The sequence below is a fragment of the Frondihabitans sp. 762G35 genome (assembly GCF_002074055.1).
GTDB lineage: Bacteria > Actinomycetota > Actinomycetes > Actinomycetales > Microbacteriaceae > Frondihabitans.
On the sequence record NZ_CP014619.1, the window covers coordinates 1,534,556 to 1,554,631 of the forward strand.

Sequence of the window (20,076 nt, forward strand, 5' to 3'; positions counted from 1 at the left end):
GGCTACGAGGCCGTGGTGGTCGCGATCCGGGCCAGCAGCCCGTTGACGAAGCTCGCGGAGTCGTCGGTCGACAGGCTCTGAGCCAGCTCGACGGCCTCGGAGATCGCGACGGCGTCGGGGATCTCCTCGTTGTGCGTCAGCTCCCAGATGCCGATCCGCAGGATCGCGCGGTCGATCGTGGGCATGCGCTGGAGCGACCAGCCCTGCGAGTACGTCTCGATGAGCTCGTCGATCTCCGGACGGTTCTCGATGACACCCTGCACGATGTCGCGCGCGTAGCCCCAGCTGGAGTTGCGCTCCGGGTTCGCCAGGGCCCGCTGGGTCTCCACGACGAGGGCGTCGTCGATGGAGATCTGTCGGATGTCGGCGACGTAGAGGATGTCGAGGGCGCGCTTGCGCGCCTTTGTTCGTGCGCTCACGGAGGGGGCTGGCCCTAGTCGTTGACGCGGCCGAGGTAGCTGCCGTCGCGCGTGTCGACCTTGACCCGGGTGCCGGTCTCGAGGAAGAGCGGTACCTGGATCTCGTAGCCGGTCTCGACGGTGGCCGGCTTGGTGCCGCCGGTGGAGCGGTCGCCCTGGAGACCCGGCTCGGTGTAGGTGACCTCGAGGACGACGGAGGCGGGGAGCTCGATGTAGAGCGGGTTGCCCTCGTGGAGCGCCATCTGCACGTTCTGGTTCTCGAGCATGAAGTTCTTCGCGTCGCCGACGATCGTCGCGGGGACGTTGATCTGGTCGTAGTCGCTGGTGTCCATGAACACGAAGCCGTCGGCCTCGGCGTAGAGGTACTGGTACTCCCGGCGGTCGACGTTGGCGAACTCGACCTTCGTGCCGGCGTTGAAGGTCTTGTCGACGACCTTGCCGCTCATGACGTTCTTCATCTTCGTGCGGACGAACGCGCCGCCCTTGCCGGGCTTGACGTGCTGGAACTCGATGATGTTCCAGAGCTGGCCGTCGAGGTTGAGAACGGCGCCGTTCTTGATGTCGTTGGTAGTGGCCATGCTGGAACGTCCTTTGAAGATCGATTTATAGAGGGAGCGGGTGCGCGAGGGCACGGAGCGGTCAAGGCAGCGACCACTCTACCCGACACTCGAAGCGGGTCTGCGGAACTGACGCCTCCCTGTTGACACAGATTTATTCGACGGCAATATTTACATCTTGCATGTGCGTAGAAAGCGCACGCAGACGTCAGGAGTGGTTCATGGCCGATTTTCTGGTTCGAGCATTGGCGGTCGGTGCCTGCAGCATCGTCCTAGCGGCGGCAGGAACCTTTGCGACATCGACGGGGGCAGCTGCGACCGAAGCGGTTCCACAGCCGACGAACCAGGGATCCGCGTCGGAGCAGATGCTTACAGAACTTCAGTTCGCTCAAGCGATGGAGGAGGCTCGTCGACTGGGGCTGACCGGAGCCGAACACGTGGGCGACGATGGGGTGCCCGTGAGAACCGTGTCGCTCGGGGACGGGATCTCGTTCGGTGTGTCTGCAGGCCTGTGCGTGGTCAGTGCAGGCGGCTTCTGCGTCGTCGCAGGTGCCATCCTCACTGCGGCGGGACTAGCCATCTCCGCGAACAACGGCCAAAGGTCCTCCGGTGGTCGGCAACTGCGGGTGTACCCGTTCAGCGGTCACAAGCCGCGATGCGCGTAGGAGGCGCCGTGAACCTGCTCCTTCGCCGAACGTTCGTCTGCGGTCTCTCACTCACGGGCATCGCAGCCGGTTTGGTCATTGCAAACAGTGATCTCTCCGAGTGCTGGCGACTGGTGGGGCGCGTGTGTTCGGGTGCCGCCATGTTCCTCGGAATCCTGTACCTCGGGGCGGTGATCCGCTATCAGCGCCGTCGGCCGGGCCGCAACCCCTAGCCGATGCAGGCCTCGCGTGTGACTCAGCATCTCCTTTGGCTCGACGAGACGTATGAGCGATGTCCGGCCTTGCCTACGCACCGAGCGGGAAGGGTAGGAATCGGCCTCCCGGCTCCGCGACACGAGCGCCGGGTGGCTCTTCTCGTCGCGCACCTCGTGGGTGAGGACCGAGTGCGTCGTCGCGTAACCTCGCCCCGTGGACGACTCGCCCCCCGCTCCCGCCCCGCAGCGCGGGCGACGTCTCCTCGCGGGCATCGCCCTCGCCTACGCCGTCCTCACGCTCGCGTTCTTCGCCGGACTCGTGCTCGCCCCCGTCCGGGGCGAGACCGGGAACGTGCTGTTCCCGCTCGTGTCGATCGGCGCCGTCGTCTCGCTGGCGGCGCTGCAGGAGCGGTCGCGGCTCCTGCCCCTCCCGAACGGCCGGCGGAAGGCGGTGACCGTCGTCGTGGGGCTCGCCTGGACGGTCGCCTCGGTGTGGCTCGTCGCGGTCGCGTCGGGGACCGGGTGGGACGACGTCGCGACGTCGATCCCGCTCGGAGCGCTCGCCTGGGGGCTCGGGCTCGTCTTCGGCTGGGTCGGCTATCGCTCGCGCTTCTTCCGATGGCAGCGGAGCGACGTCCCGCCGACCGTCGTCGGCTGAGACCCTCGACGGGCGAGACCCTAGACAGGTGAGATGTCCTCGCGTCAAACTGTGCGCGAGGGCTCCGCCGGAGCCACCCGACTCAAGGCGCTCACCATGCAGACACCCGATCGTCCTGCCCGAAAACCCTCCCCCGAGGCCCACCGCCAGCGCGCCGACATCCAGGGTCTGCGGACCCTCGCCGTCGTCGCCGTCATCCTGAACCACCTGCTGGCCTGGCCATCCGGCGGTTTCGTCGGCGTCGACGTCTTCTTCGTCGTGTCGGGGTTCCTCATCACGGGGCTTCTCCTCCGCGAGCACGACCGGACTGGGCGCATCTCGTTCGCGGGCTTCTATCGGCGGAGGGCGCGCAGGATCCTGCCCATCGCCACGCTCGTGCTCGTCGCGACGGTCGCGGCCTCCTTCGCGATCTTCCTCCCGGCCCGCGCTCGGACCATCTCCGTCGACGCGATCTGGTCGTTCGTCTTCGCGGGGAACTGGCACTTCGCCCTCGTCGGGACCGACTACTTCGCCTCCGACGGGACGACGTCGCCGCTGCAGCACTACTGGTCGCTCGGCGTCGAGGAGCAGTTCTACCTCGTCTGGCCCTGGATCCTGGTCCTCGTCTTCGCGGTCGCCGCCAAGCGCCGGTGGTCCGGGCGTCACGGCCGGGGCGTCCTCGCGGCGATCCTGCTCGCCCTCACCGTCGCCTCCTTCGCGTGGGGCGTCGCCCAATCCGTCTCGGACCCCGGATTCGCCTACTTCTCGACCGGCGTCCGCGCCTGGGAGCTCGGGGTCGGGGCGCTCCTGGCCCTGGGCGTCCCTCTCCTGGAGCGCATTCCCGGGGCGCTCCGCCCGGTTCTCGGGTGGCTCGGGCTCTCCGGGCTCGTGGCTGCCGTGTTCGCGACGTCCGGGTCCAGCGGTTTCCCGGCTCCGGGAGCCGCCGGCGCCGTTCTCGCGACGGCGTTCGTCGTGGCCGCGGGCACCGGGGGTCCGAGCCACGTCGTCGTCCTCGCGAACCCCGTCTCGAGCTATCTCGGCGACGTCTCGTACTCCCTCTACCTCTGGCACTTCCCCGTCATCATCCTGCTCGGCGCCGTCGTGCCGATGAGCGGGTTCACGATCGCGGCCTGCCTGCTCCTCACCCTCGGCCTGTCCGTCGCCTCCTACCATCTGATCGAGGATCCGATCCGGAAGTCGACCTGGCTCGACCGCCGGGCCCGCGAGGCGAGACGACTCGAGTCCGGGGCCAGGAGGCCGCGCCGCGTGCCCGTGATCTTCCAGGACGTCGACCGCCCCGACCTCGCCGTGATGGCCGGTGCCGTCGTCGTGGCGATCGTCGCGGTGGCCTACTTCGCTCAGACGGCGCCTCGGCCCGCCGAACCGCAGGCGCAGGCCGCCGAGTCCGTCACGACGGTCCTGCCGGGGGCGACGCCGTCGTCGTCCGACACCGGCTCCCCCGCCGAGCAGGCGCTGTCGGCGCGGATCTCGGCGGCGCTGACCGCGACGAGCTTCCCGGAGCTCGACCCGTCGGTCGACTCGCTGGGCACGTCGAACTGGGTGAAGGCGGCGGCCGCGTCCGGCTGCGCCGACATCACCCCGGCCACGGAGGAGCGCTGCCAGAGCGGCCCCGTGCTGGCGACGAAGCAGGTGGCCGTTCTCGGGGACTCGTTCGCGATCGCGTGGCTGCCCGGTCTCCGCGCGGCTCTCGCTGAGGCCGGATACCGGGTCCACACGTACACCTACGGGCAGTGCCCGGCCGCCTCCGTCACGGTCCGAAAGGAGGGAGGAGCCCCGTTCCCGGAGTGCGCGAGCCACCGGACCTGGGCGATCGGCCGGATCACGGCGCTGAAGCCTGATCTCGTGATCCTCGCCGACTCCTCGGACACGATCGACCGTCTGGCGACGAAGAAGTCCCAGGCGGATGGGAGCGCGGAGATCGCCGCGGGGCTCGGGACGACGGTGCGGGCGATCGCCCCCAGCGCCAAGCGCGTCGTCTACCTGTCCGATCCCCCGGTGGGCGTGGCGCTGCAGCAGTGCGTCACGCGGTTCGCGAAGCCGAGCGACTGCGCCCGGAGCACGACCAGCACGTGGGAGGCCATCCAGGCGGCCGATCGTCAGGCCGTGGAGGCCGCCGGAGGAACGTACCTGAGCACCGTCCGATGGTTCTGCGACACCCGGGGCCGCTGCCCGGCCTTCGTCGGGACGACACCGGTGCGGGCCGACGCCGGCCACCTCACCGTCCAGTACTCCACCGCGCTCGAACCGCTGCTGGCGGCCGCTCTGAAGCTCTGACCCGGAGGGCGTGTCGCTCCGATCGCAGGAGCGGCTAGGAGCCGATCTCCTGATACGCGGCGAACAGGAGGCTCGACTCGGGACCCTGCAGGACGGTCGGCTTCGCGAGGTCGTCGAGGACGATGAACCGCAGCATCCCGGCGCGCGTCTTCTTGTCGCGCTGCATCGTCGCGAGGAGCGTGTTCCAGCGCCCGGCCGGGTACTGGATCGGCAGTCCGAGCGACGTCAGGACGGAGCGGTGCCGGTCGACGACCTCGTCGGAGAGGCGACCGGCGAGGCGGGAGAGCTCCGCCACGAACACCATGCCGACCGAGACGGCGGCACCGTGGCGCCACTGGTAGCGCTCGGCGTGCTCGATCGCGTGGCCCAGGGTGTGGCCGTAGTTGAGGATCTCGCGGAGACCGGCCTCCTTGAAGTCGTCGCCGACGACGCGCGCCTTGAGCGCGATCGAGAGCTCCACCACGCGGCGGAACTCGGGTGTCGACGGGTCGACGACCCGGTCGACGTCGCGCTCGATGATGTCGAGGATCTCGGGCTCCGCGATGAACCCCGCCTTCACGATCTCCGCGAAGCCGGCCAGGATCTCGTTGCGCGCCAGCCCGTCGAGGAGGTCGAGGTCGACCAGGACGCCTGTCGGCGCGTAGAACGACCCGACGAGGTTCTTGCCCTCCGCCGTGTTGATCCCCGTCTTGCCGCCGATGCTCGCGTCGACCATGCCGAGGACCGTCGTCGGGACCTGGACGAGCTGCACGCCCCGCAGCCAGGTGGCGGCGACGAAGCCGGCGAGGTCGGTCGTCGCTCCCCCGCCGAGCCCGACGACGGCGTCCGTCCGGGCGAAATCCGCCTGGCCGAGGATCTGCCAGCAGAAGGCGGCCACCTCGACCCGCTTGGCGTCTTCCGCGTCGGGGACCTCGGCGATCATCGCCTCGAAGCCGGCCTCGACGAGGGCGGTGCGAAGCGCCTCCGCCCGCACGCCGAGCGGCGGGGCGTGAACGATGAGGACCTTCTTCGTCTGCGGGCCGAGCAGACCCGCGAGATCGGCGACGACGCCGCGCCCCACGCGCACCTCGTACGGCGAGTCGCCCTTCACGGGGATCACGGTCGTGTCGCTGGCAGTCATGGGGTGTCCGTTCCGACCCAGGTCACGATGTCGTCGACGACGTGCGAGAGAGGTCTGTGAGAGGTGTCGAGGGTGAGGTCGGCGAGGTCGGCGTAGAGGGGGGCGCGTTCGGTCGCGATCCTGCGCCACGCCTCGATCCCGCCGTGCTGGAGGAGGGGGCGGTCCGAGCCCGCGATGCGCGCCTCGACCGCCTCCGGCGAGACCGTGAGGCACACGACGCGGACGTCGCGCAGGAGCCGCCGGGTCGCCGGGTCGAGGACGGCTCCCCCGCCGAGGGACACCACCGTGGCGCCCCGGCGGAGCGTCTCGTCGACGGCATCGCGCTCCAGGCCCCGGAAGTGCGCCTCGCCGCGCGCCTCGAAGAGGGCCGGGATCGGGCCGTGCCTCTGGACGAGGAGCTTGTCGGTGTCGACGAACGGCACGCCGAGCCGCTTCGCGACCCGCTTGCCGACGCTGGTCTTGCCCGCGCCCATCGGTCCGATCAGGACGACCGGCGCGTCGAGCGGCCCCGGCATCAGGAGGAGGCGGTGGTGGTGAGGAACTCGGGGATGGCGTCGAGGTAGGAGGTGAGGTTGCGGCTGGTCTCGTCGATCGAGTCGCCGCCGAACTTCTCGAGCACGGCGTTGGCGAGGACCAGGGCGACCATCGCCTCCGCGACGACTCCGGAGGCGGGCACGGCGCAGACGTCGGAGCGCTGGTGGTGCGCCGTCGCCTCCTCGCCGGTCGCGACGTCGACGGTCGCCAGGGCGTGCGGGATCGTCGCGATCGGCTTCATCCCCGCGCGCACGCGGAGGACGGTGCCGGTCGACATGCCGCCCTCGGTGCCGCCCGCGCGGTCGGTGTCTCGCGAGATGCCCGCGCTGGTGCGGTGGAGTTCGTCGTGGGCCTCGGAGCCGCGGCGCGTCGTGGTGAGGAAGCCGTCTCCGACCTCGACCCCCTTGATGGCCTGGATGCCCATGAGGGCGGCGGCGAGCTGCGAGTCGAGACGACGATCCCAGTGGACGTGCGAGCCGAGACCGGGCGGGAGGTTGTAGGCGAGCACCTCGACGATGCCGCCGAGGGTGTCTCCGTCTTTCTTCGCGGCGTCGACCTCCTCGACCATGCGCGCGCTCGTCTCGCCGTCGAAGCAGCGCAGCGGATCGGCGTCGAGGGCCTCGAGGTCGTCGAGCGTGGGCAGGGGGCGACCCTCGGGGACGCGCACGGGGCCGATGGACAGGGTGTGGCTGACGACCTCGATGCCGAGCTCGGCCAGGAACGACTTGGCGACGGCTCCGAGGGCCACCCGCGCGGCCGTCTCGCGGGCGCTCGCGCGCTCGAGGATGGGCCGGGCCGAATCGAAACCGTACTTCTGCATGCCGACGAGGTCGGCGTGGCCGGGGCGCGGGCGCGTCAGCGGAGCGCTGCGGCCGCGGGAGGCGTCGCTCACCTCGACGGGCTGGGCGCTCATGACCTCCTGCCACTTCGGCCACTCGGTGTTGCCGACGCGGAGGGCGATCGGGCTGCCGATGGTGCGACCGTGGACGACGCCGCCGGAGATGTGGAGTTCGTCCTGCTCGAACTTCATGCGGGAGCCGCGGCCGTAGCCGAGCTTGCGGCGTTCCAGGTCGGCCTGGATGTCCTCGAGGAAGACGGGGACGCCCGCGGGCATCCCCTCGAGGACGGCGATCAGTTCGGGGCCATGAGACTCACCCGCGGTCAACCAACGAAGCATGTGCCCGATTCTTCCACAGTCGAGGGGCACTACTTGTTGTAGGACGGGTGAGCGCGCAGCCACGCCTGGAACTGCGAGACCGCCCGGAGGTGCTCGTCGTAGGTCGTCGAGAAGACCGTCTGGCCGGTCTCGAGGTCGACGGTGACGAAGTACAGCCAGGAACCGGACGCAGGATGCGAGGCCGCCTCGATAGCCGTGTCGCCGGGATTCGAGATCGGCCCGACCGGGAGGCCCTTGTGCACGTAGGTGTTGTACCTGTTCGAGGCGTCGGCCCGCTCGGCGTCGGTCGTGGTCACGCGACCCGTCGATCCGGTGCCGTAGGCGACCGTGGCGTCGGACTGCAGGAGCATGCCCTGGTCGATGCGGTTCTGGAACACGCGGGCCACCTTCGGGAAGTCGGCCGCGAGACCCGCCTCCTTCTGGATCAGCGAGGCGAAGATGATCGTGTGCTCGTACTGAGCGGGCGCGACGCCGGCCGACTGCAGGCGCTTGAGCATGGTGTCGACCATCTCCTGGAAGTACTCGTGCGCCGTCTTGCCGGGGTCGAGCTCGTAGGTCGCCGGGAAGAGATAGCCCTCGAGGCTGGTGGCGTTCCCGGGGAGGCCGTAGGACCGGTAGTCGGCGGCGGCCTTCTGGATGTCGGCGGTGGGGAGCTTGGTCGCCGTCGCCATCAGCGAGACGATGCCCTTGAGGGTCGTCCCCTCGGGGATCACGAGCTTGGTGACGAGGCGGGCGTCGGTCTCCTGCAGGCGGTCGATCGCCGACTGAGCGCTCATGTGCTGGTACATCGAGTAGGTGCCGGGCTGGAACGAGATCGACGGATTGGCCAGGAGGATCTTGTAGGGAGCCTCGGTCGACTTCGTGATCTCCGCCTTGGCGAGGTTCGCCGCGACGGTCGACCCGATGTCGCCCGACGCGATTGTGAACTGCACCTTCGTGCCGTTGCCGGAGCCCTCGTAATCGTCGCTCGGCTTCGCGCCGAAGAGGGCCTGGACGCCGGGGGCGACCTGGTTCCAGAGCGTCGCGGCCCCGATGGCGCCGCCGCCGAGCACGACGACCAGGATGATCGCCAGGATCCAGGTGCCCCGGTGCGTCTTCCGGCGCGGCGGCTTCGGCGGCGGTGCCGCCGCGGTGGTCGTCGACGGGAACGGATCCGCCGGCTCCCGCTGCGGCGCGAGCGCGGGCTCCTCCGCTCGGGCGGACGGGGCGTCGGAGCCGGCTGCGGGGGCCGCGTCGGGGACGGACCGGCCGCGCTCCTGCTGGCGCTCGCGCTCGCGCAGCTCCCGCCGGGAGACCGGGCCGCTCCGAGGGGCCGCGGGTCGCGATGCTCCGTCTTCCTCGGGAGTCGTGCGCGCCCGGCCGGTGGAGTCACCGGATCCGGAGAAGATGTCGTCCCAGGAGGGTTCGTCGGCCAAGTCTCATCGTCTCTCGTCGGGGGCGTCCTCGCCCGCTGCAAGGGAGCCCGGTGGACGTCCGCTCGAACGTTCGAGGTCGATGGCGTGCTGGACGATTATAACGGCCGCCACCTGGTCGATCACGGAGCGCTGCTTCTTCGCGGACCGCCCGGAGGCCCGGAGGGCGCTCTGCGCGGTGACCGTGGAGAGGCGCTCGTCGACGAGGCGCACCGGGACCGGGGCCGCCGCCGTGGCGAGGCGCGCCGCGAAGGCGCGGGCGTCGCCCGTGGAGGCCGTGTCGCCGCCCGAGAGCGAGAGCGGGAGCCCGACGACGATCTCGACGGCGTCGAGCTCCGTCGCGTGGGCGAGGATCGTGCGGAGGTCATCGCCGGTGTCTCCGGCGCGGGGCACGGTCTCGACCGGCGTGGCGATCAGGCCGTCGGGGTCGGTCCGGGCGACGCCGATCCGCACCTTGCCGACGTCGACGCCGAGGCGGACGCCGCGCCGGAATCCGCCGCGGTCGGCGTCACCGTCGATCACGGCCGATCAGCTCCGCAGGGCGTCGACGATCGCGGACAGGGCGCGGTCGATGGCGCCGAGGTCGGAGCCGCCGCCCTGCGCGAGGTCGTCCTTCCCGCCTCCGCCACCGCCGAGGATGCCCGCGGCGGTCCGGGCGAGGACGCCCGCCTTGACGCCCTGGTCGCGGGCGCCGGCGGTCGTCGCCACGATGACGGCGGGCTTGCCGGAGACGTCGGCCGCGAGGGCCACGACCGACGCCGAGGAGGCGCCGAGGCGCTCCCGCACCGTGGTCGCGAGGGTGCGCAGCTCGTCGGACGACTTGACCCGGCCGATCGACTCCGCCACGACGGTGAGATCGCCGAGGCCCGAGGCCTTCTCGACGAGCGACGGCACCCGGAGCGACAGGGCCTGCGCCTCGAACTCCGCAATGCGCTTCTCGGCCGCCTTGAGCTGCGCCGCGAGGTCGGCGATGCGCTCGGGGAGCTGCTCGCGCGGCGTCTTGAGGCTCGACGTGAGCTGCCCGACGATCGCGCGCTCGGCCGCGAAGTCGCGGAAGGCGTCGACGCCGACGAGGGACTCGACGCGGCGGTTGGTCGACCCGATGGACGACTCCCCCACGAGGTTGATCAGGCCGATCTGCGACGAGGTGGACACGTGCGTTCCGGCGCAGAGCTCGCGCGACCAGGGGCCGCCGATGTCGACCATCCGCACCTCCTCGCCGTACTTCTCGCCGAAGAGCGCCATGGCGCCCATCGAGCGGGCCTCGTCGAGGGGCAGGATCCGGGTCGTCACCTCGAGGTCGTCGCGGATCTTGGCGTTCGCGATGTCCTCGATCTCGCTGCGCGTGTCGCGCGAGAGCGGGTTCGACCAGTTGAAGTCGAGCCGCATGTAGCCGGCCCTGTTGTAGGAGCCCGCCTGGTGCGCCTCCGGGCCGAGCACCTGGCGGAGGGCCGCGTGGATGAGGTGCGTGGCGGAGTGGGCCTGCGTGGCTCCGCGCCGGTACGTCGGGTCGACGACGCTGGTGGCGGCGTCTCCCACGCCGACCTCGCCGGAACGGACCTGGACGCGGTGGCTGATGAGACCCTTGACGGGCTTCTGCACGTCGAGCACCTCGAGGTCGAAGCCGTTGCCCACGATGCTGCCGGCGTCGGCCTCCTGGCCGCCCGACTCCGCGTAGAGGGACGTCTCTTCGAGGATGACCTCGGCGATGTCGCCCGCCGACGCGCGGTCGACGGACCGCCCGTCGACGATGAGCCCCAGGATGCGCGTCTCCGTGTCGAGGAAGTCGTACCCGGTGAACACCGTCTCGCCCTGCGCGCGGAAGGCGGAGTAGACGCTGAGGTCGGCGAGGGCCGTCTTCCGCGACTTGGCGTCGGCCTTGGCGCGCGTGCGCTGCTCCGTCATCAGGCGGTCGAAGGCGGGGCGGTCGACCGTGATCCCGGCCTCCTCGGCGATCTCGAGCGTGAGGTCGATGGGGAAGCCGAACGTGTCGTGCAGGAGGAACGCGGTGTCGCCCTGGAGCTCCGACCGGTTCTCCTTCTTCGTCTCCGTGACGGCCAGGTCGAGGATGCTCGTGCCGGCCGTCAGGGTGCGCAGGAACGTCTCCTCCTCGGCGAAGGCGAGCCGGGAGATCCGCGGGAAGTCGGTCTCTACCTCGGGGTAGGCCGCCTTCATGGCGTCGCGCGACGCGGCGAAGAGCTCGGGGAACGTGGCCTCCTCGACACCGAGCAGCCGCATCGAACGCACCGACCGACGGAGCAGTCGGCGCAGGATGTAGCCGCGACCCTCGTTGGACGGGCTCACGCCGTCGCTCATGAGCATGAGGGACGAGCGAACGTGGTCGGCGATCACGCGCATCCGGACGTCGTCGTCGTGGTCGGCGCCGTAGCGTCGACCGGAGAGGGACGCCGCGCGATCGAGGACGGGGCGCACCTGGTCGATCTCGTACATGTTCTCGACGCCCTGCTTGAGGAACGCGACGCGCTCGAGACCCATGCCGGTGTCGATGTTCTTGTTGGGGAGCTCCCCGACGATGTCGAAGTCTACCTTCGAACGGACGTTCTCGACCTGGTACTGCATGAAGACGAGGTTCCAGATCTCCACGTAGCGGTCGTCGTCGGTCGCCGGGCCGCCGTCCGCGCCGTAGGCGGGACCGCGGTCGAAGAAGATCTCCGAGCAGGGGCCGGCGGGGCCGGGCTGACCGGTCGACCAGTAGTTCGTGTCCTTGTCGAGCCGCTGGATGCGCTCGTCGGGAAGCCCGGCCACGAGCTTCCAGAGGCGGATCGCCTCGTCGTCGTCCTTGTAGACGGTGACCCAGAGGTCGCCGGGCGCGAAACCGTAGCCGCCGTCGCTCTCGTCGCCGGTGAGGAGCTCCCAGGCGTAGGTGATCGCCTGCTCCTTGAAGTAGTCGCCGAACGAGAAGTTGCCGTTCATCTGGAAGAACGTGCCGTGGCGCGGCGTCTTGCCGACCTCTTCGATGTCGTTCGTGCGGATGCACTTCTGCACGCTCGTCGCGCGCGGATAGGGCGCCGGGACGAGCCCCGAGAGATAGGGGATGAACGGCACCATGCCGGCGACGGTGAACAGGAGGCTCGGGTCGTCGCTGACCAGGGAGGCCGACGGCACGACGGTGTGGCCGCGATCGCCGAAGAACTCGAGCCAGCGGTTGCGGATGTCAGCGGTCTGCATGGGGATCTCTCAGAGTGCGGAGGAACGGAGGAGGGGGTGTCGCGGGGAGGTCAGGCGTGGTCGCGGAGCTCGGCCTCGCGGCTCCGGTAGCCGTCGACGACGGCCGAGGAGAACTGCTTGAGGCGGCTGTCGAGACCGGTGAAGAACTCTCTGCCCTGAGCGGTCTGGTTCACGCGGTGAGCGAGCACGAACCCGAGGGCCGTGCCGACAGCCAGGACGAACAGGGTTTTCACGAATGGATCTCCTTCGGATGGGCTTCGTCAAGTTTAGGCCGGAACGACGAAGGGAGCAGACCCACGGTGGGGGCTGCTCCCTTCGAGAGAGGTGCGAGTGACTAGCGGGCAGCGTAGTACTCGACGACCAGCTGGACCTCGCAGGTCACGGGGACCTCGGCGCGCTTCGGGCGGCGCACGAGGCGGGCCTGGAGCTTGTCGATCTCGACCTCGAGGTACGCGGGCACCTTGGGGAGGACGTCGACGTGACCACCGGCGGCGGCGACCTGGAAGATCTCCATCGACTCCGACTTCGGCTTGACGTGGATCATCTGACCCGGCTTCACGCGGAAGGACGGACGGTCGACGAGCTTGCCGTCGACCAGGATGTGGCGGTGCACGACCATCTGACGGGCCTGGGCCGTGGTGCGGGCGAATCCGGCGCGCACGACGAGGGCGTCGAGACGCTCCTCGAGCAGCTCGACCAGGTTCTCACCGGTCAGGCCGCGCGACTTGCGGGCCTCTTCGAAGACGATCTTGAGCTGGGCCTCGCGGATGCCGTACTGGGCGCGCAGACGCTGCTTCTCGCGGAGACGGACGGCGTAGTCGCTGTCGGTCTTGCGCTTGGTGCGGCCGTGCTCGCCCGGAGCGTAGGGACGCTTCTCGAGGTAGCGGGCGGCCTTCGGGGTCAGCGCGATGCCGAGGGCACGCGACAGACGGGTCTTGCTACGAGTACGTGACTTGGTAGACACGGTTTCCTATCTTGTCGAGGTTTCATGAAAGTGACCGCCAAGCGCGCGAGCGCCGACGGACATAACAAGAGGGGTGAGTGCCGCGGTGGTCGACCGGCTACAGGTCGTCGCACCTTGATCGGGTGTGTCGTGAGCAGCCGCGCGTGGACACCCCGAAGACAGGCAATACAACACTACACGACGCGAGGGAGGGCGTCACTCGCCCCGGACGATCCGCCGGAGTCGCTCCAGCCGCGCCGACACATCGCGCTCGTTGCCGTTCGCCGTCGGGTCGTAGTAGGTGCTGCCCACGAGCGTGTCGGGCAGGTACTGCTGTTCGACGACGCCGAACTCGGAGTCGTGCGCGTACTTGTAGCCCTTGCCGTGCCCGAGGCGCTTCGCTCCCGGGTAGTGGGCGTCGCGGAGGTGCTTGGGCACGCGCCCGGCCTTGCCGGCCCGCACGTCGGCGATGGCCTGGTCGAGCGCCAGGTAGGAGCGGTTCGACTTCGGAGCGGTCGCCAGGTAGACGACGGCCTCGGCGAGCGGGATGCGCCCCTCGGGCATTCCGATCAGCTGGACGGCGTCGGCGGCGGCCATCGCGATCAGGAGCGCCTGCGGATCGGCCATCCCGATGTCTTCGGAGGCCGAGACGATGATGCGCCTCGCGATGAAGCGCGGGTCCTCCCCCGCCTCGATCATCCGCGCCAGGTAGTGGAGCGCCGCGTCGACGTCCGACCCCCTGACGGACTTGATGAAGGCCGAGATCACGTCGTAGTGCTCGTCGCCGTTGCGGTCGTAGCGCAGCAGTGCGCGGTCGACGGACTGCGCGACGAGCTCGGCCGAGATCACGGGCAGGGGCTCGTCGGCCACGTCGGGGTCGTCGCGGTCGGGGTCGTCGGGATCGGCGTCGGGATCGTCCGCTGAGTCGAGGCGGTCGCCCGGGGCTCCCGCGCCGCCCGCGTCGGCCATCGCCCACGCGGACTGCGCCGAGGCCTCCAGAGCCGTGAGGGCTCGTCTCGCATCACCCGAGGCGAGTCGCACGATCATCGCCAGGGCCTCCTCGTCGAGGGCGACGGTGTCGGAGAGGCCGCGCGGGTCGTGAACGGCGCGGAGGACGAGCTCGCCGAGGTCGTCGTCGCTCAGCTGCTCGAGGGTGAGCAGGAGCGACCGCGAGAGCAGCGGGGTGATGACGGAGAAGGAGGGGTTCTCGGTCGTGGCGGCGATGAGGATGATCCAGCCGTTCTCGACGCCGGGCAGCAGGGCGTCCTGCTGGGCCTTCGTGAACCGGTGGATCTCGTCGAGGAAGAGGACGGTGGTGGTGCCGTACAGATCGCGGTTGGAGAGCGCCTTCTCCATGACGGCGCGCACGTCGCGGACACCGGCGGTGACCGCCGAGAGCTCGACGAACTGGCGGCCCGACGAGTGGGCGACCGCCTGCGCGAGGGTCGTCTTGCCCGTGCCGGGAGGACCCCAGAGGATGACGGACACGGCGCCGGACTCGCCCGACGAGTCGGACGCGAGCTGGACCAGCGGTGACCCGGGACGGAGGAGGTGCTTCTGCCCGGCGACCTCGTCGAGGCTCGTCGGCCGCATGCGCACCGCCAGGGGCGTGGAGCTCTGGCGCACGACGCGAGTGCGAGCCGACGGCGGGGTCATGGGACTTCATGCTAGACCGGACCACCGACAGGCTGCCGCGGGTCCGGGAGCCGGTCCGTTACAGTGCTCGAAGAGGACCTATGCCCCTGGAGGAGCAGTGACACCGAGCAAGACCCCCGACCGCGAGGCGCGCGAGAGGCTCCGTCGCTACACGGCCCGTCAGAAGGTGCACTCGCACCAGGTCTCCAGGCGTCGACGCGACAACGTCGCAGCGATCGTCGCCGTGGTCCTCGTCGCAGCACTCGGCACGGGCGCGCAGATCGTCCACACGGGCGGCTCTCCGGCGGCCCCCGGAGCCTCGGCCTCCGCGAGTGCGTCGGCCACGCCGACCCCGAGCGCCTCGGCCGCCAACACCGGCGACGTGCCCCCCGAGTCCCTGGCCGAGAACCGCACCTGGACGGGATCGCTCACGCTCAATAAGACCGTCCGCCTCGGCATCTCCCTCGACGGCGAGAAGGCCCCGCAGGCGACCGCCGCGCTCGTCTCGCTCATCCAGAAGAAGTTCTACGACGGCACGCACTGCTGGCGGATGAGCGACGGCGCCTCGGCCAAGTTCTTCCAGTGCGGTGCCACGAAGGCCGACGGAACGGGCGACGCGGGCTTCCAGTTCGGCCCGCTCGAGAACGTGCCCTCCGACAACCGCTACACGACCGGCGTCATCGCCATGGCCCGCGCCACGTCGCCGTCGTCGCAGGCGACGCAGTTCTTCATCGTCTACGGCGACACCTTCCTGGACGGCTCCACCGGCGGGTACACCGTCGTCGGCCGAGTCACCTCCGGCCTCGACGGCCTGGAGAAGAACATCACCGACAAGGGCGTCACGCCGTTCAGCGGGTCGACCGACACCACGACGGGCGCCCCGAAGGTCGCGACGACGATCACCGGAGCCACGATCAAGTAGCCGGTCGAGGGCCTCGTACGGGGTCTCGACTTGTGCAATAGGCTGAACATCCATCGCGAGGGACATATCTGTGCCTCACCGACGAGACATCCAGCAAGGTGGAATTGTGGCTAGTGACGATCAGGCGCCCTGGGGCCGAGTCGACGACGACGGGACCGTGTACGTCCGCGAAGCCGACGGAGAGCGCGCGGTGGGTCAATACCCCGACGCGACTCCTGCGGAGGCTCTGGCGTACTACGAGCGGAAGTTCACCGAGCTCGCCGGGCAGGTGACCCTCCTCGAGCAGCGCGTGAAGCGCGGTGCGTCGGCCAACGACGTGTCGAAGGCGGTGACGCACCTCCGGGAGGCGCTCGCCGAGCCGAGCGCGGTCGGCGACATCGCGACGCTCCGCACCCGCGTCGCCGCGCTGGACACCACGGTGGTCGAGCTCACGCAGCAGCAGAGCGCCGAGGCCCAGCAGGCGCAGGCCGAGGCCGTGGCCTACCGGACCACGCTCGTGGTCGAGGCCGAGGTCCTCGCCTCGCAGGATCCCGCTCGCGTGCAGTGGAAGACCGTCACGACGCAGATCGACGACGTCTTCGCCCGCTGGCAGAAGCACCAGCAGGAGGGGCCGCGCATCCCCAAGGGCGAGGGCAACGAGCTCTGGAAGCGTTTCCGCGCCGCCCGCTCCACCATCGACACCAACCGCAAGGCGTTCTACGCCGAGCTCGACGCCGTCCACCGCGACGCGCGGACGCGCAAGCAGGCCCTGGTCGAGCAGGCCGAGGCGCTCGCGCCGAAGGGCGCCGACGGCATCCCGGCCTATCGGGGGCTGCTCGACGACTGGAAGCGCGCGGGTCGCGCCGGCAAGAAGTACGACGACGCCCTCTGGGCCAAGTTCAAGGCCGCGGGCGACGTCCTCTACGGGGCGAAGAGCGCCATCGTGGCGCAGGACGAAGCGGAGTACGACGACAACCTCGTCGCGAAGCTGGCCCTGCTCGACGAGGCCGACGGCATCCTGGCCATCACCGATCGCACGGCCGCGCGCGACGCTCTCATCTCGGTGCAGCAGCGCTTCGACGAGATCGGTCGCGTGCCGCGCGACCAGGTCCGTCCCGTCGAGGACCGCCTGCGCAAGGTCGAGAACCACGTCCGCAAGCTCGACGAGGACTTCTGGCAGAAGAACAACCCGGAGAAGAAGGCGCGGTCCGAGGGCCTCGCCGGTCAGCTCCAGTCGGCCATCGCGAAGCTCGAGGCGGAGCTCGAGGCCGCCGAGGCCTCGGGCGACAAGCGTGCCGTGAAAGACGCGCAGGAGGCCCTGGCCGCTCGCCGCATCTGGCTCGACGCCCTCGGTTCCTGACCGCGGCTGCTCCCACCTCTCCCGCACCGCCTCGACGCCGGGCCCCGTTCTCCACAGATCGGGTGCCCGGCGTCTGCGCGTCGGGCGCGTCCGCCACTCTGGAGTCATGGCTCCCTCCCGCGACCTCCTGACCGACTCCGACCTCCCCTACGCCGAACTCCAGGCGGCCGCCCTCGACGGCGACGTGTTCCGGGTGGATCGGGCGTTCTGCTCGATCGCGGAGTTCGACGTGCCGTGGCGGCGAGCCGCTGCCCTGCGGCCGCTCTTCGGCCGCACCTGGGTCGTCGCGCGTCGATCGGCCGCGTGGGTCTGGGGCGGTCTCGACGACGCACCCCTGACGCACGACGGCTTCGGGCCGAAGGCCGGCCGCGACCTGGCGCTGCCCACCGAGCTGCGCGCGAGCGACGTGCACCTCGGCGAGGGCGACGTCGTCTCCTTCGAGGGCGTGCGGGTGACGAGCCCGGTGCGGACGGTGGTCGACCTGGCGCGCTCCGAGGAGTGGGGCATCGGGGAGGAGGGGGTGGTGCGGGCTCTCGTCTCCGAGCACCGGGTCGGTCGGGCATCCTGCGATGCGCTGCTGGCCCGACACACGCGGCTCCCCCACGCGAGGCGCGCCCGGGAGAGACTCGACGGGGTGTTCGGCTGACGCCCGGCGGCCGACAGGGGCTACAGGGTGTGCGGGTGACGCTCGGTCGTCAGCCGCCGGAGACGCGGTAGACGTCGTAGACGGCGTCGATGCGGCGCACGGCGTTCAGCACGCGATCGAGATGCGTCGTGTCGCCCATCTCGAAGACGAAGCGGCTGAGGGCCAGGCGCTCCGACGACGTCGAGACGGTCGCCGACAGGATGTTGACGTGGTGCTCACTCAGCACGCGGGTGACGTCCGACAGGAGACCGCTGCGATCGAGAGCCTCGATCTGGATCTGCACCAGGAAGACGCTCTTCGACGACGGGGCCCAGGAGACCTCGATCATCCGCTCGGGCTCCTGCATCAGGCCCTGCACGTTGTGGCAGTTGCCCTGGTGGACGCTGACGCCCTGACCGCGCGTGATGAAGCCGACGATCTCGTCGCCGGGCACCGGCGTGCAGCACTTGGCGAGCTTCACGAGGATGTCCGGGGCGCCGCGGACGAGCACGCCCGAGTCGCTGTTGCGCAGCGGTCGCGGGCGACCCTTGGACGGGAACTCGAGCTCGGTGTCGTCGTCGTCGGTCTGCGTCTGCACGGCCGAGAGGATCTTCTCGATCACGGACTGGGTCGAGATGTGCCCCTCGCCCACCGCGGCGTACAGCGCGGTGAGATCGTCGTAGCGCATGGCGGCGGCGACCTCGGCGATGGAGTCCTGGCTCATCAGCTTCTGAAGGGGCAGGTTCTGCTTGCGCATGGCGCGCGCGATGGCGTCCTTGCCCTGCTCGACCGCCTCGTCGCGGCGCTCCTTGGTGAACCACTGGCGGATCTTGTTGCGCGCCCGGGGGCTCTTGACGAAGTTCAGCCAGTCCTGGCTAGGGCCGGAGTCGGGGTTCTTCGAGGTGAAGACCTCGACGACGTCGCCCGAGGTGAGGGTCGACTCCAGGGGAACGAGACGGCCGTTGACCTTGGCTCCCATCGTCCGGTGCCCGACCTCGGTGTGCACCGCGTAGGCGAAGTCGACCGGAGTCGCGCCGTTGGGCAGGCCGATGACCTTGCCCTGCGGCGTGAAGACGTAGACCTCCTTGGCCCCGATCTCGAAGCGCAGGCTGTCGAGGAACTCCCCCGGATCGGCCGTCTCGGCCTGCCAGTCGGAGATGTGCGCGAGCCAGGCCATGTCGGTCTCGGTGCGCGGCTCGTTCTGGGCGTCGCGCCCGCCGTTCATCCGCTGCTTGTACTTCCAGTGCGCGGCCACGCCGAACTCGGCGCGCTGGTGCATCTCGTGCGTGCGGATCTGGATCTCGACGGGACGCCCCTTGGGGCCGATGACCGTCGTGTGGAGCGACTGGTAGAGGTTGAACTTGGGCGTCGCGATGTAGTCCTTGAAGCGGCCCGGGATCGGGTTCCAGCGGGCGTGGATCGACCCGAGCACGGCGTAGCAGTCGCGCAGGCTGGTGACGAGAACGCGGATCCCGACCAGGTCGTAGATCTCGTCGAACTCGCGCCCGCGCACGATCATCTTCTGGTAGATCGAGTAGTACTGCTTCGGTCGGCCGACGACGTCACCGCGGATCTTCGACGACTTGAGGTCGCTCTTGACGGCGTTGATGACGTTCTGGACGAACTGCTCGCGCTGCGGCGTGCGCTGCTTGACGAGGCTGTCGATCTCGACGTAGAGCTTCGGATGGAGGACGGCGAACGAAAGGTCTTCGAGCTCCCACTTGATCGTCTGGATTCCGAGGCGGTGGGCGAGGGGCGCGTAGATCTCGAGCGTCTCGGTCGCCTTCCGCGTCGCGGAGGCGGACTCGACGAAGCCCCAGGTGCGCGCGTTGTGGAGGCGGTCGGCGAGCTTGATGACGAGCACGCGGATGTCCTTCGACATCGCGACCACCATCTTGCGGACCGTCTCGGCCTGGGCGCTGTCGCCGTACTTCAGCTTGTCGAGCTTCGTGACCCCGTCGACCAGCATCGCGATCTCGTCGCCGAAGTCGCTCCGGAGCATGTCGAGCGTGTAGTCGGTGTCCTCCACCGTGTCGTGCAGGAGCGCCGCCGCGATGGTCTTCGACCCGATACCGAGGTCGGCCAGGATCTGGGCCACGGCCACGGGGTGGGTGATGTAGGGCTCGCCGCTCTTGCGGAGCTGGCCCTCGTGCGCCCGTTCGGCGACGACGTAGGCACGGTCGACGATCGACAGGTCGGCCTTCGGATGGTGCATGCGCACCGTCTTGAGCAGGCGATCGACGGCGCCGGCCGGCTGGCTCCGGGAGAACAGGCGCGGGAGGAGGGTTCGCAGCGAGGCCGTGGTGTTCGGCGCCTGCGGCGGAGACCCGGGCGCAGAGGGATTGGAGGTGGTGATCTCAGTCGTCATCAGCGCCCACTCTCGCGTCGGAGTCGAATCTTCAGTTTAGTCGCG

19 protein-coding genes are annotated in these 20,076 nt (G+C 69.9%); 7 read left to right on the forward strand and 12 right to left on the reverse strand.

Annotated features, from left to right (window positions below; translation table 11 throughout):
* Positions 1 to 2: 2 nt before the first annotated feature.
* Positions 3 to 419 carry a transcription antitermination factor NusB gene (gene nusB / locus AS850_RS07380; protein ID WP_119868527.1) on the reverse strand — a complete coding sequence of 139 codons (417 nt, stop codon included), beginning with the start codon at positions 417 to 419 and terminating at the stop codon, positions 3 to 5.
* 14 nt (positions 420 to 433) lie between these two features.
* Complete coding sequence (efp, locus tag AS850_RS07385; protein ID WP_119868528.1) at positions 434 to 997, reverse strand: elongation factor P; 564 nt, start codon at positions 995 to 997, stop codon at positions 434 to 436.
* 200 nt (positions 998 to 1,197) lie between these two features.
* Between efp and AS850_RS16285 the strand changes: the two genes are divergently transcribed.
* The 4 genes from AS850_RS16285 to AS850_RS07395 all read left to right on the forward strand — a co-directional run bounded on the left by AS850_RS16285 (position 1,198) and on the right by AS850_RS07395 (position 4,767).
* On the forward strand, positions 1,198 to 1,641 hold the full coding sequence (locus AS850_RS16285) for a hypothetical protein (protein ID WP_123955467.1): 444 nt from the start codon (positions 1,198 to 1,200) through the stop codon (positions 1,639 to 1,641).
* Positions 1,642 to 1,649: 8 nt separating this feature from the next.
* A complete protein-coding gene (locus AS850_RS16290; protein WP_123955468.1) occupies positions 1,650 to 1,853 on the forward strand; it encodes a hypothetical protein in 204 nt (67 codons plus the stop codon).
* Between the two features lie 196 nt (positions 1,854 to 2,049).
* Complete coding sequence (locus AS850_RS07390; protein WP_119868529.1) at positions 2,050 to 2,493, forward strand: hypothetical protein; 444 nt, start codon at positions 2,050 to 2,052, stop codon at positions 2,491 to 2,493.
* A gap of 33 nt (positions 2,494 to 2,526) precedes the next feature.
* On the forward strand, positions 2,527 to 4,767 hold the full coding sequence (locus AS850_RS07395) for an acyltransferase family protein (RefSeq protein WP_119868530.1): 2,241 nt from the start codon (positions 2,527 to 2,529) through the stop codon (positions 4,765 to 4,767).
* Positions 4,768 to 4,801: 34 nt separating this feature from the next.
* Here AS850_RS07395 and aroB read toward each other — a convergent pair whose 3' ends face one another.
* From aroB to AS850_RS07440, 9 genes are all read right to left on the reverse strand, one after another.
* Positions 4,802 to 5,887 carry a 3-dehydroquinate synthase gene (aroB, locus tag AS850_RS07400; protein WP_119868531.1) on the reverse strand — a complete coding sequence of 362 codons (1,086 nt, stop codon included), beginning with the start codon at positions 5,885 to 5,887 and terminating at the stop codon, positions 4,802 to 4,804.
* On the reverse strand, positions 5,884 to 6,402 hold the full coding sequence (locus AS850_RS07405; RefSeq protein WP_119868532.1) for a shikimate kinase: 519 nt from the start codon (positions 6,400 to 6,402) through the stop codon (positions 5,884 to 5,886). Before AS850_RS07405 ends, aroB begins: the two co-directional genes overlap by 4 nt.
* Positions 6,402 to 7,598 carry a chorismate synthase gene (gene aroC, locus AS850_RS07410; protein ID WP_119868533.1) on the reverse strand — a complete coding sequence of 399 codons (1,197 nt, stop codon included), beginning with the start codon at positions 7,596 to 7,598 and terminating at the stop codon, positions 6,402 to 6,404. The genes AS850_RS07405 and aroC overlap by 1 nt, the downstream gene beginning before the upstream one ends.
* A gap of 29 nt (positions 7,599 to 7,627) precedes the next feature.
* Positions 7,628 to 9,013 carry an endolytic transglycosylase MltG gene (gene mltG, locus AS850_RS07415; RefSeq protein ID WP_236940871.1) on the reverse strand — a complete coding sequence of 462 codons (1,386 nt, stop codon included), beginning with the start codon at positions 9,011 to 9,013 and terminating at the stop codon, positions 7,628 to 7,630.
* Between the two features lie 3 nt (positions 9,014 to 9,016).
* On the reverse strand, positions 9,017 to 9,532 hold the full coding sequence (ruvX, locus tag AS850_RS07420; protein WP_236940872.1) for a Holliday junction resolvase RuvX: 516 nt from the start codon (positions 9,530 to 9,532) through the stop codon (positions 9,017 to 9,019).
* A 6-nt stretch (positions 9,533 to 9,538) separates the two neighbouring features.
* Complete coding sequence (gene alaS / locus AS850_RS07425) at positions 9,539 to 12,199, reverse strand: alanine--tRNA ligase (protein ID WP_119868534.1); 2,661 nt, start codon at positions 12,197 to 12,199, stop codon at positions 9,539 to 9,541.
* Positions 12,200 to 12,249: 50 nt separating this feature from the next.
* Positions 12,250 to 12,432: a hypothetical protein gene (locus AS850_RS07430; RefSeq protein WP_119868535.1), complete on the reverse strand. Its 183-nt coding sequence runs from the start codon at positions 12,430 to 12,432 to the stop codon at positions 12,250 to 12,252.
* Positions 12,433 to 12,533: 101 nt separating this feature from the next.
* Complete coding sequence (gene rpsD / locus AS850_RS07435; protein WP_119868536.1) at positions 12,534 to 13,163, reverse strand: 30S ribosomal protein S4; 630 nt, start codon at positions 13,161 to 13,163, stop codon at positions 12,534 to 12,536.
* 195 nt (positions 13,164 to 13,358) lie between these two features.
* Positions 13,359 to 14,798, reverse strand: a complete 1,440-nt coding sequence (locus AS850_RS07440; protein WP_119868537.1) for a replication-associated recombination protein A — start codon at positions 14,796 to 14,798, stop codon at positions 13,359 to 13,361.
* 97 nt (positions 14,799 to 14,895) lie between these two features.
* Here AS850_RS07440 and AS850_RS07445 point away from each other — a divergent pair, with 97 nt between their 5' ends.
* From AS850_RS07445 to AS850_RS07455, 3 genes are all read left to right on the forward strand, one after another.
* The gene (locus AS850_RS07445; protein ID WP_236940873.1) at positions 14,896 to 15,699 is read left to right on the forward strand and encodes a peptidylprolyl isomerase; all 804 of its coding nucleotides are present in this window, start codon (positions 14,896 to 14,898) and stop codon (positions 15,697 to 15,699) included.
* Positions 15,700 to 15,805: 106 nt separating this feature from the next.
* Positions 15,806 to 17,038 (forward strand): DUF349 domain-containing protein, encoded by a 1,233-nt coding sequence (locus AS850_RS07450; RefSeq protein ID WP_119868539.1) that lies wholly within the window; start codon positions 15,806 to 15,808, stop codon positions 17,036 to 17,038.
* Between the two features lie 106 nt (positions 17,039 to 17,144).
* Positions 17,145 to 17,684, forward strand: a complete 540-nt coding sequence (locus tag AS850_RS07455; RefSeq protein ID WP_119868540.1) for a hypothetical protein — start codon at positions 17,145 to 17,147, stop codon at positions 17,682 to 17,684.
* A gap of 49 nt (positions 17,685 to 17,733) precedes the next feature.
* Here AS850_RS07455 and AS850_RS07460 read toward each other — a convergent pair whose 3' ends face one another.
* Entirely contained in the window at positions 17,734 to 20,031 is a 2,298-nt protein-coding gene (locus AS850_RS07460; RefSeq protein WP_119868541.1) for a RelA/SpoT family protein, read from the reverse strand.
* Positions 20,032 to 20,076 lie beyond the last annotated feature (45 nt).